8 protein-coding genes are annotated in these 12,094 nt (G+C 33.2%); 6 read left to right on the forward strand and 2 right to left on the reverse strand.

Going from position 1 to position 12,094, the window contains the following annotated elements:
* Window positions 1–291: 291 nt before the first annotated feature.
* Genes IUY40_RS06025 through IUY40_RS06035 form a run of 3 tightly spaced genes read left to right on the forward strand, consistent with a single transcriptional unit; the run spans window position 292 to window position 4,417 of the window.
* Window positions 292–1,650: a polymer-forming cytoskeletal protein gene (locus tag IUY40_RS06025; protein ID WP_195735962.1), complete on the forward strand. Its 1,359-nt coding sequence runs from the start codon at window positions 292–294 to the stop codon at window positions 1,648–1,650.
* 38 nt (window positions 1,651–1,688) lie between these two features.
* Window positions 1,689–3,032, forward strand: a complete 1,344-nt coding sequence (locus IUY40_RS06030; protein ID WP_195735963.1) for a hypothetical protein — start codon at window positions 1,689–1,691, stop codon at window positions 3,030–3,032.
* Window positions 3,033–3,040: 8 nt separating this feature from the next.
* The gene (locus tag IUY40_RS06035) at window positions 3,041–4,417 is read left to right on the forward strand and encodes a hypothetical protein (protein WP_195735964.1); all 1,377 of its coding nucleotides are present in this window, start codon (window positions 3,041–3,043) and stop codon (window positions 4,415–4,417) included.
* A gap of 52 nt (window positions 4,418–4,469) precedes the next feature.
* Here IUY40_RS06035 and IUY40_RS06040 read toward each other — a convergent pair whose 3' ends face one another.
* Window positions 4,470–5,831, reverse strand: a complete 1,362-nt coding sequence (locus tag IUY40_RS06040; protein WP_195735965.1) for a hydroxymethylglutaryl-CoA synthase — start codon at window positions 5,829–5,831, stop codon at window positions 4,470–4,472.
* 318 nt (window positions 5,832–6,149) lie between these two features.
* Here IUY40_RS06040 and IUY40_RS06045 point away from each other — a divergent pair, with 318 nt between their 5' ends.
* From IUY40_RS06045 to IUY40_RS06055, 3 genes are all read left to right on the forward strand, one after another.
* The gene (locus tag IUY40_RS06045) at window positions 6,150–6,815 is read left to right on the forward strand and encodes a succinate dehydrogenase cytochrome b subunit (RefSeq protein WP_195735966.1); all 666 of its coding nucleotides are present in this window, start codon (window positions 6,150–6,152) and stop codon (window positions 6,813–6,815) included.
* Window positions 6,816–6,826: 11 nt separating this feature from the next.
* Window positions 6,827–8,827: a fumarate reductase/succinate dehydrogenase flavoprotein subunit gene (locus IUY40_RS06050; protein ID WP_195735967.1), complete on the forward strand. Its 2,001-nt coding sequence runs from the start codon at window positions 6,827–6,829 to the stop codon at window positions 8,825–8,827.
* Between the two features lie 92 nt (window positions 8,828–8,919).
* Window positions 8,920–9,666, forward strand: a complete 747-nt coding sequence (locus IUY40_RS06055) for a succinate dehydrogenase/fumarate reductase iron-sulfur subunit (RefSeq protein ID WP_195735968.1) — start codon at window positions 8,920–8,922, stop codon at window positions 9,664–9,666.
* A 72-nt stretch (window positions 9,667–9,738) separates the two neighbouring features.
* Here IUY40_RS06055 and IUY40_RS06060 read toward each other — a convergent pair whose 3' ends face one another.
* A complete protein-coding gene (locus IUY40_RS06060; RefSeq protein ID WP_195735969.1) occupies window positions 9,739–12,042 on the reverse strand; it encodes a family 20 glycosylhydrolase in 2,304 nt (767 codons plus the stop codon).
* Window positions 12,043–12,094: the final 52 nt, after the last annotated feature.

Genomic DNA, 12,094 nt, shown 5'->3' on the forward strand with positions numbered 1-12,094 from the left:
CAAAAATACTAATTTTAGAAACACTAAAAAGGATTGGTTTGCTAAAATTTTCTTATTTGTTTGGGAATTTTTCCTCTCGCTTTTTCTCTCGCAGATTTAGGAGATTTTTTATTCCGCTATCACTTCATAAAAGCATAACGCCTCAAATGAAATTTGCGGAACTCAATTTTATGAGAAAATAATATAGTTATATAAAAATACAATTTTTCTGATGATTATTGATTTTTATAGTAGAATTGCGTAATTTTAACATGAAAAAATCCGAAGCAATTCGGCTTAATAAATAATAAAATGAATAAGTCAGATTTTGAATTAATTACGATTAAAGAAGTTAAAATAGAATATCCTTTTTTAGTAGAGCGAGAAGGATTCGATTATTTTGAAGAATGGGAAGATCAGGATTTCTTTCTTGTAGCACGACAAGAGGTAAATTATGATGGTAATTTCTATTTAGACCTTTATGAAGATAAAGAAAAAAAATGGCTTACAAATGTATTAAATCTACCGTTAAAAGGGATTGATACATTAAGAATTGAAGGCGTTTTAATAAATGGAAATTTCTCTACAAACGGAACTATAATAAATGCAGAAGGTGATTATGGACCCTACGTTTTTATTGCGGGTAATGTTAATTGCCAAAGCATGTTATTAGGTGGTTCATATGTTGAGATAAAAGGTAATGTTAGGGCTCAGGAAGTTATAATGACTTCTTATAATCACGGTAATTTTAAATGTGACGGTGTAATTGAAGCGCCAGTATTTATAGTCGAAGATCATTATACAACATTTGCTGAGCGTAAAAATGATTTGTTTTATTACAATGATAAGACTGACGATTTTGATGCTAAAAACGAATGTGAATATGATGAAGTTTCTGGTGAGGATATTATCTCAGCTGAATTGCGAAAACATCTTGATAACCCGTTAATAGAAACTTTTGAAGAATTAAAACGGGAACTAGAATTTGGAGAATTGATTTTAAAACAGAACAATCCTCCAGCTAAAAATTACGAATATTGGCACGATCGTGTTTTATCAAATTATAGAGATCTTAAATTGGTTCCGAAAGAATTTAAAACCGAGAAACTTTGTAATCTGGCATTAAATAGTACCTATCATGCTTTGTCATTTATTGATGAGAAATTAATAACTATTGAATTCTGCGATAAATTAGTTGTCAAAGATGGTTTTGCAATTCAAGTTATTCCGGATGAATTTATGACAAAAGAGCTTTGTTTTAAAGCTGCGGAAAATGGAACAATGTTAAGATTAATTCCAGAAGAATATTATTCTGAAGAATTGATTCTGTTAGTTTTTAAGAATGCAAAACATCAACCAGATATTAATGATGTTCCTTCGGAGTTTATTACTGAAAGTTTGCTCAAAGAATATGTAAAAATAAGCAAAGGATTATGGCTTGATAAGGCTTGTAAGGAAAATGGAATTGATAAATTATCTATTTTGAAACAAGTAATCGATTCAGGGATAGAGTATTTAGATACTGTTTTCGGTAATCATTTTAGTAAAGAAATAGTTGATTATGCTTTTTCTGTTTATGGCAGTGAAAACAAAGAGGAGTGGAGTAAATATGTTCAAAAATACAAGATCAAATTTGAGCGTTTGGGTTTATATGATCATTTTAAGGAATGACAGATGAGGAAATTCCTGTGAAATATTTAAATTATTTTATGAATAAAAAAACCAAGTTTTTTAAAAATGTATTAATACTTCAATTTATTCCTATTTTATTTCTTGGCATTTTGATTTTATCAAACTTTAGAGAGCAAAAAACACTTAAAATTAAAGGTCTTCATCCTTATGAATTTAATTATGGCTTTGCAGTTCCTTTGCTGATTTTTGGTATTGGTTTGGTTCTTTCGCTTTTGAGTTTGTTTTTAAAACAAGAAAATGATAGACAAGATGAGGCGGAAGGAGTGAAGGTAAAACGCAAACAAAATTTCTGGAAATTTGCATTTTATTGCAATGTTTTTTTCGTATGCGTTATTGCCATTTTTTCTGCAGTAATTTTTCGCGAAGATTCCATTGTTATAGATCAGCCAGTACTTTTTTATAGTTCAATAGTCTTAAGAGCTTCGCTTGTTGTTTTGATAAGTGTGGTAGTGGCTTCGTTCTTTTTAGCAACTGGAATTAATTGGAAAACAAACAAAATGCTCGCTGTGATTATTTTAATTTTCAGCTTTTTTATTATAGGTATTTCAATTTTCGGCGACGTTCTTTTTATGAAGAAATTCAATGATGCATCTGAAAGCTATAAAATGGCCAAAAGCGAAAAAATAATGCCGAGTGAAAGCGAAGAAGAGGTTGGAGATTATGATGGATATGTTAATTATGAGGAGAGTGAAGAAGGAGAAGAAAGTAACTCTGAAGAAAGTGAAGAAAACCAAGAAAGTGAATATGGACCAAGTGAAGAAGTAAAAAAACTACAGTCTCTGGTGTTGGATAAGTCAACAGTTGTTGATTCATGGAACGCAATGAGGGATGATTTTTTTGTAAAAAAAATCGGCACGTCAGCTGATTTGGTAGGACTTAGGATGTATGTGTATAGTGTTCTTGCAGGACAGACATATGACAATGATTATCGTGTGCTTAATCTTATTTCGCGTCTAAGAAACCGTCCCGTACAGCTTTATGATGGGCTTGAAAGTTATAAGTGGATTCTTTTTAGTACCGTTTCGAAAGAAACATATCGCAGTAATCAATTTGATCACGTTGTTGATGCGTTGCTGTTTACGTATCATGATGTAGGTGAAGATGCTGGAAAACTAAATAAAATTTATGAGATTATGCAAAACAATATAGATTCTGATGAAAACAATATTGGAAAATTTCTTCCGGAAATTAAAAAGGTTTGTTCTCCTTATGCAATAAAAAAGCTTAGTAAAAATGAAGGTTTTTATAAGTCCAATTCAGATATTGTGTGGTTTTACAGTTTTTGGGCAAGAAGAAGTAAGGAAGGTAATATAGATAAGGTTTATATGGTTTTGAGAGAAATACAAGAACATTATATTTAAATTTTAAAATGATAAAATCCTATAAAATAATTTTAACCGTTCAGTTTTTTGTATTAGCTGTGTTTGGTTTTGTTCTTTATACTGTAGAGTATGGTATTGCTTTTGCTGTTATTCCAAAATTGATTTTACTGTTAATAGGTTTCTTTTTTTTGATGACATTAGGGATTTCAATCTTCATCCAGCGTTTGATAGTTTCTGTTATCCAGTCTGATTTAGAGGTTGTAGATTTAGAAAACAGTAGTGAAGATAAATTCTGGCGCATTTCTTTTTTTACGAACTTGGTTTTTGGTGTGATAGTATTTTTGTTTTCTATTATTTGTGTGATACTGAATTTTGGAATAGGTATAAAAGGCTATTCTGGTTTCGGAATACGATTTTCTGTTTTTTTTGGAATTCTGTTTGTTGCAAGCTTAGTTGTAGGACTCTTTTTAAGGATAAAAGATTCGGTTAATGAAGTAAACGGACTTCTTGGTGGTTTAATGATACTTCTTTCGGCTCTTATTTTTGGAGGTTCTTTATTTTTTGGATTGAATCAGTTAGTTTCACCGCAGTATTCTTCAAGTGAAATAATTGAAGCTATTCCTTTTGTTCTAGAAGTAGATGAAACCGAAGTGTCCCAGGATAGTGCTTATGCAGTTATAGACACTACTGTTGTTGATAGTACAACTACATTTGGGCAGGACGAAGATATCACAGATGAGGAATTATCTGATGAGGAAGAGGATGATTATTACGGTTTTAAAAAAATGAAACCAACTGGTGTAAAATCAACAGGATTTTTTAAGGGATATTTTGATGGAAGTTATACTGATACTAAAATGCGAAATCTAATCCAGTATTTTTTGGCAGATTTCTTAAATTTAAAAAAAGGAGAATATTCTATCAGTATAAAAAATGTAATCGACACGGAATCCCAGATTGCTGAATATTCAGAAATAAAACATCTGGGTAAAGTATTAAGAGATGATGATGAGGCTCTTGCAAAATCATTTAAAAGTTACAGCCCTATTATTTATTCTTTGTTGTCTAAGAAAATTTACGTTGAATCTAATTTAAAACAGCTTGTAGATGTTTTGATCGTTAGCAGAGATGATATTTCTAGTACTGATGACGCCTCCAAAGTAATGGATAAGATTTATAACGCAATGATTTCTAGGTCAAAAAGAGAGTCTCCAATCGATTACTATCGTAAGATTGTACCTTATGTTTCCAATAGTACCTTAGCCTTAATGAAGAAAAAAGCCTATGCAATCGGAGGAAACAGTGATGAGGCTGCAACGATAATTGTTTATAGTTTTTGGGCTAGAAGATATCATGAAGGGAATGATACTGTAGTTTATGATATTTTGACGGAAATAAAAAAACACTACGATATAAGTGAATAAGAATTCTAGAATAAAAAAACCGAAGCTTAAAAGACTTCGGTTTTTAAATAATTTAATCAATCCATTTGTAGTAACGTGCGCCGATTAAAACAGGAATTTCTTTTTCAATTCGGTCTAAAATCCATTCGTTTTTAGGGGTTCTGATGCTTTGTTTTTGTTCTTTTTTGTGAAGTCTTTCGTAAGTGTCAAAATCGATTTCTACACTTTTGGTTAGGTTTTCAAAGAGTTTAATTTGGCTTATAGCCGATTGCCATTCGGGTTGAATTGTTCCTTCGAAAACTTTTGATTTAGAACCGCTTCCATAAGCAAGAAACCCGAATGTGGTTCCTGATATTTCTTTTTTAGTATCATAAAAATGAGCCAAAGTAGATAATAATCCCATAAAAATAGAGCCTGTATAAAGGTTTCCAATTAAAGAGGAAGCTAGTTCGGCTGGTTGCAATTTATCGTTTACAAATGTTTTGTATTCTTCGGATTTACTTATTTCCTTTAGTTTGTTTTGGTATTCTGATGTCGATTCCTCTCCTGAAATAATTTTGGATTCGCTGTCTAAAGCATAAATCTCGGATAACATTCTACGTCCTTGAAAAGAGTAAGGAAGGTGCATAATGATGCTATTCCAGTTCTTGTACAACGTTTCGTTAGTATTCTTTAGTTTCTTGAATGAAAAGTATGCGTTGCGAGTACGATCCATATAACACTGATTAGAGTATTGTCCGTCAAAAACGGGTTGATCTTTATGAATCTCAATCTCAGTTTCTAAATTATCAAACCAAGATTCGTTGTTTTTGTTTTGTGTAATTGTTTCTTTTGAGAGGCTTCTGTATGGTTTGAAAAAGTCAAAAACACCTTTTGTACTTGTTGCCCAATTTTCATCGAAAGCAATAATTCTAGGGTTTGAAGTTACTAACATTGCTAGTGCTCCAGCCCCTTGAGTATATTCTCCAGTTGAATTTAAATCGTATTTAGCAAAATCGGTCGTAACGACAATTGCTTTTTTTGTTGGATTTAGTTTAACGTAGTCAACGCAGTTTTGTAAAGCATCAACACCTCCGATACAGGCAAAAGTAAAATCGACAACATCACATTCTGATAAAGTATCTTCACCAAATTTTTGTTCCATTAGTGCGATTAAAAAAGAGCTTATAGGTTTTGAATTGTCTATTGCACTTTCGGTTCCGACATAAATTCGGCTTATTTCATTTAGGTTTATTTGGTTCTCAGTAATTAGTTTTGTTAGTGCATTTGCGCCAAAAACTACAGTATCTTGGTAAGTGTCTGGGAGGGTCATTTTGATTAAACCCAAGCCTTTTTCTAGTTTTTCGGGTTCAATATTTCTGGCTGTGGCCAAAGTTTTTATGGGCAAATGTATGTTGGCTACATCAAAAGAGATAGCGTCAATTCCTGTTTTCATTCTGGTTTTTTTGAGGCGATAAAGGTAAAATTTAGCTTTCAGACTTCGGTTGTTTTAAATAGATAAAATTCGGTTTTAGGGTGCTTTTGAGGAAAATAAATTAAAAGACTAAAAAAAATAGCAATTTGCTAATTACATAAAAAGCAAGAATTATATATGTCAAAATTCTTTTCAAACTTATTTTGTTCTTTTTAAATTAATTGCAAAGAAATCTGCGAAAATTCTTTAAAATCATTATAAATAACAACGAAATGGTTGTAGTTCATTAGTATTTAAGTTATTTTTGTATAATTTTTTAAAACAAACTATTAAACACTTATGGCACAATCTGCACTATTGAATGCTTCCATCTTAAAGAAAGTGGCTATGGCTCTTTCGGGAATATTCTTAATCACGTTTTTAGCGCTGCATGTTTCTTTAAATTTTATTTCTATAATCAGTGAAGATGTTTTTAATCAGGCTTCTCACTTTATGGGGTATAATCCGCTGATTCAATATGTAATGCAGCCAGTTTTGGCAATTGGAGTAATTTTCCATTTTGTAATGGGATTTATCTTGACTCTTCAAAATAGCGCTGCAAGACCAATTGCTTATGCAAAATACAATGGAGCTGCAAATGCTTCTTGGACTTCTAGAAATATGATTATTTCTGGATTGGTTATTTTGGCATTTTTAGGATTACATTTTTATGATTTTTGGATTCCAGAGGTTGCATATAAATATGTAGCAGGTACTGCACCTGACGCTACAAGATATTACGGAGAATTGGTTCATAAGTTTCATGACCCAATCCGTACAGGATTATATTGTATTTCTTTTGTGTTATTAGGATTCCACTTATGGCACGGATTCAGTTCTTCTCTTCAATCTATGGGAATGAACAACAAGTACTCTAGATCTTTAAGTAGATTCGGTTATGGATTTGCGGTAGTAGTACCAGCACTTTTCGTGATAATCGCATTATTTCATCATTTCAATAATTAATATAAATTATAATGGCATTAGATTCAAAAATTCCACACGGCCCAATATCGGACAAATGGACAGATTATAAAGATCATATTAATTTAGTAAACCCTGCTAACAAACGTAATTTAGATATTATTGTTGTTGGGACTGGTTTGGCTGGAGGTTCTGCAGCAGCGACTCTTGCTGAATTAGGGTATAACGTAAAAGCATTTTGTTTTCAGGATTCACCACGTCGTGCGCACTCAATTGCAGCACAAGGGGGAATTAATGCAGCAAAAAACTATCAAGGTGATGGGGATTCAGTTTTCCGTTTGTTTTATGATACTGTAAAAGGGGGTGACTACCGTGCGCGTGAAGCAAACGTTCATCGTCTTGCCGAAGTTTCGGCTAATATTATCGACCAATGTGTGGCTCAAGGAGTTCCTTTGGCTCGTGAATACGGTGGTTTATTGGATAATCGTTCTTTTGGAGGAACTTTGGTTTCTAGAACTTTTTATGCAAAAGGACAAACCGGACAACAATTATTATTAGGAGCATATTCTGCAATGAACCGCCAAATCGGTCGTGGAAAAATCAAAATGTACAACCGTCACGAAATGCTAGATTTAGTTATTGTTGACGGAAAAGCAAGAGGTATTATTGCTCGTAACTTAATTACAGGAGAAATCGAAAGACACTCAGCTCATGCTGTTGTTATTGGTTCAGGTGGTTACGGAAATGTATTTTTCTTATCGACAAATGCGATGGGAAGTAATGCTACTGCAGCTTGGAAAATTCACAAAAAAGGAGCGTTTTTCGCAAATCCTTGTTACACACAAATTCACCCAACATGTATTCCAGTTTCTGGAGATCACCAGTCAAAATTGACTTTGATGTCTGAATCTTTACGTAATGATGGTCGTATTTGGGTGCCTGCAAAATTAGAAGATGCAAAAGCTATCCGTGAAGGAAAGAAAAAACCAACAGATTTATCTGAAGAAGAAAGAGATTATTATTTAGAAAGAAGATATCCTTCATTTGGAAATTTAGTTCCTCGTGACGTTGCTTCGCGCGCTGCAAAAGAGCGTTGTGATGCTGGTTTTGGAGTAAATAAAACAGGTGAGGCAGTTTACCTTGATTTTGCTGCAGCAATACAGCGTTATGGTAAAGAACAAGCGTATGTTAAAGGTTTAGATGCTAATGATAAGAACCTAGTTATTAAGTTAGGAACTGAGGTAGTTGAAAATAAATACGGAAACTTATTCCAAATGTATTTAAAAATCGTTGATGAAAATCCATACGTAACACCAATGATGATTTATCCTGCGGTTCACTATACAATGGGAGGAACTTGGGTTGATTATAATTTAATGACTACAATCCCTGGATGTTTCTCTATCGGAGAGTCTAACTTCTCTGATCACGGAGCAAACAGATTAGGAGCTTCTGCATTAATGCAAGGTTTAGCCGATGGGTATTTTGTATTACCATATACTATCGGAGATTATTTGTCACCAGATATTAAGATGGGACCTATTTCTACAGATTTACCTGAATTCGTTGAAGCAGAGAAAAATGTAACAGACCAAATCGAAAAATTCCTTAATAATAACGGTACACATTCTGTTGACCATTTCCATAAGAAATTGGGAAAAATTATGTGGGATAAAGTTGGTATGGCTCGTAACGCTAAAGGATTAAATGAAGCTATTGTAGAAATTGCAGCTTTACGTGAAGAATTTTACAGAGATGTAAAAGTACCAGGAAAAGCGAATGAGTTTAATCAAGAATTAGAGAAAGCGACTCGTGTTGCCGATTTCTTAGAGCTAGGTGAATTGTTTGCGAAAGATGCTTTACACAGAAATGAATCTTGTGGAGGTCACTTCCGTGAAGAATATCAATCTGCAGATGGAGAAGCACAACGTGATGATGAAAACTTTGCTTATGTAGCAGCTTGGGAGTACAAAGGAAAACCTAGCGATGCAGTATTGCATAAAGAAGAATTAGTTTTCGATAATATTAAATTGGTAACTCGTAGTTATAAATAGCAATTAGTTAAAAGACAAAAGTTTCAAAGTTAACTGACTGAATGTTAATTGACTTTCGACTTTCGACTTTATGACTTTCAAACTAAAAAAGTATGAAACTTACATTAAAAATATGGCGTCAGAAAAACGCTGAAGATAAAGGAGCAATCGTAGATTACCCAATCGACGGTATTGAACCAGATATGTCTTTCCTTGAAATGCTAGATGTTCTTAACGAGCAATTAATAAATAAAGGAGAAGAACCAGTTGCATTTGATCATGATTGTCGCGAAGGAATTTGCGGAATGTGTTCATTATTTATTAACGGTGAAGCGCATGGACCAGACAGAGGAGTAACAACTTGTCAGTTACACATGCGTATGTTTAAAGATGGTGATACGATTTTTATCGAACCATTTAGAGCAAAAGCTTTCCCTGTAATTAAGGATTTAGTTGTTGACAGAAGTTCTTTTGAGAGAATTCAACATGCAGGAGGTTTTGTCTCGGTAAATACTTCAGGGAATACAATCGATGCAAATACAATTCCGATAAACAAACACGATGCAGATAAATCTTTTGATGCTGCTGCTTGTATTGGTTGCGGAGCTTGTGTTGCAACTTGTAAAAACTCATCGGCAATGTTATTCGTTGCTGCAAAAGTATCTCAATATGCTTTATTACCACAAGGACGTATCGAGGCTACGGATCGTGTTTTAAACATGGTTCATCAGATGGATACAGAAGGTTTTGGTAACTGTACTAATACAGGAGCTTGTGAAGTAGAATGCCCTAAAGGAATTTCTCTTGAAAATATAGCACGTATGAACCGTGAGTATTTATCTGCAAGTTTAAAAGGATAATCTGAAATAAAATTCAATTTATTTTTATAAAAAAAACGCATTCGCAACAGCGAATGCGTTTTTTGTTTTTGTCTATTCGCAATACAATTGCGAAGCACTTATTTCTTGTTTTTCTTTGCCTTCTTGACGGATAAAGCACTGTAAAGTTGAGCTCCCTGCTGCATCAAAATAGCTGATGTTTATTTTATGAAATCCTTTTTCGAGTTTTGCTGCTCCGAAGGCTTCATTAATCCAATGTCTTCCGTCATTATCAACAATAAGTTGGTTGTCGATAAATAATTTGGCTCCATCATCTACAATAGTAGAAAACTCATATTGTGCTGTTTCGGGAATGTAGATATATCCTTCAAACTTTAAGCCCATATATAGGTTCTCTTTTGATTTGTATTTCTTCATTTCTATTACGCCTTCATGTATTCCAGACTTAGTAAATTTTATAGTGTCTAGTTCTAGTGTTTGTTGTACGAGTTTATTTGTATAAGAATATTTTAAGCCATTTTTTGTTGGCTTAATAGCTAAAGCTGGTTGAATTTCAGAATTTTTAACGGAAATGGTGGTTATAGAACTTCGTCTGCCACTTGGGCTTATCTGAACTACTTTTATATTTCTAAATTCTCCTTTCGGGATGTAAATAGTAACTGGTTTTTTGTAATTGCTGGCAGTTTCATCTGGATTATAACCGTCGATGGTATAGAAAATTTGTCCATTTTTAATTGTAGGTTGCATCTCCAGTATATATTTGGAAGCTATAACTGCGGTATCTTGAATTCCAAATGGAGTAGGGACTTTGTAGAGTCTTTTTTGGGATTCTAATTTTTCTATATGATGTGGAAATCTTTTTAGCATTAAATTAGGGTAATTTTTATTCTTTGTTTCTGTCCAGGCAATTTCTGCAAACGGAAACAATCGAGGGTAAAGCATATAATTGAGCTTTGCAGGGCTTGTTATATATTCGGACCAAATATTAGCCTGAACTCCATAGATGTATTTTTGTTGTTCAGTGGTTAAACTATCTACTGGAGTTGGGTTGTAGTTATATACTTCGTGAACAGTGGTTAAACGCCCAACTGATAGTGGTTCTTGCAAAGAATAGCCTTGATTATGATCGAAATAAACATAATCTTCAGGGGTCATAATTACTTTGTGTTTTTCTTTAGCAGCTGCAATTCCGCCAGACTCTCCTCGCCATGACATTACTGTAGCATTAGGGGCAAGTCCGCCTTCAAGAATTTCATCCCATCCAAAAATTTGTCTTCCATTTGTGTTAAGGTATCTCTCTATGCGTTTTATAAAATAACTCTGTAGTTCATGCTCGTTTTTTAAGCCTAGTTCTTTTATTCTCTTTTGGCAATTAGGACATTTTTCCCATCGTGATTTTGGGCATTCATCTCCACCAATATGGATATATTCACTTGGGAAAAGGGCTATTACTTCTTTTAAAACATCTTCAAGGAAAACAAAAGTTTCTTCTTTGCCTGCGCAAAATACATCTTCAAATACACCCCAAGATTCAATTACTTTTAAGTCTGATGAAGGAAAACAAGCTAAATTTGGATAAGCGGCCACTGCTGCTGATGCATGTCCAGGCATTTCGATTTCGGGAATAACGTTTACAAAATGTGCTTCGGCAAATTTTACGACATCTTTAATTTCTTCTTGTGTATAATAACCTCCGTAGGGAGTATTATCAAAAAATCTCGGAAATCTTTCGAATTTGTTCCCTACAAGCGTTTGTGCTCTTTTAGATCCAATTTCAGTTAGTTTCGGGTATTTTTTTATTTCTATTCTCCAGCCTTGATCATCTGTTAAATGCCAATGAAAATTATTTAGTTTGTAATATGACATTTGGGCGATTAAATCCTTAATAACTGTTGTCGAAAAAAAGTGACGGGAAACATCTAGATGCAAGCCTCTATATTGATATCGAGGTTGATCTATAATTTCAACTGTTGGTAGTTTTATTTGAGCATCAACAGTTAAATTATTTGGTAGAAGTTGAAGTAAACTTTGTACTGCATAAAATAAACCTTGTTCTTGGCCCGTAACAAAGATCCCTTTGGGAGTAATGTTTATTTTATAGGCTTCTTTGTTTGTTTTCTCTGAAGCTGGTTCGGTTGCAAATTGAATTAGAATATCGGCTTTCTTTTTTGGCGTATTTTTATTTATAACAGATTCAAAAATTTGAGCTGTTTTAAATTCTTTAGGAGTGTATTTGTTGTCTTTGAAAACAATTTTTACTTGGCCTTTTATAATGATACTGTCACCAGTTTCTTGGTAGAAATTTGGTGCAGGGATTATAGCAGTATTGTTTAAAGTCTCTTGGGCATTTCCTAAAGAATAACATAGTATTAAAATAAATAAAAGGTTTTTTTTCATGTTTAGGTTTTGATTGGTTAAAAACAAATTTAAAGTTTATAATAGTATGAGT

The sequence above is a fragment of the Flavobacterium sp. ALJ2 genome (assembly GCF_015594725.1).
Classification (GTDB): domain Bacteria; phylum Bacteroidota; class Bacteroidia; order Flavobacteriales; family Flavobacteriaceae; genus Flavobacterium.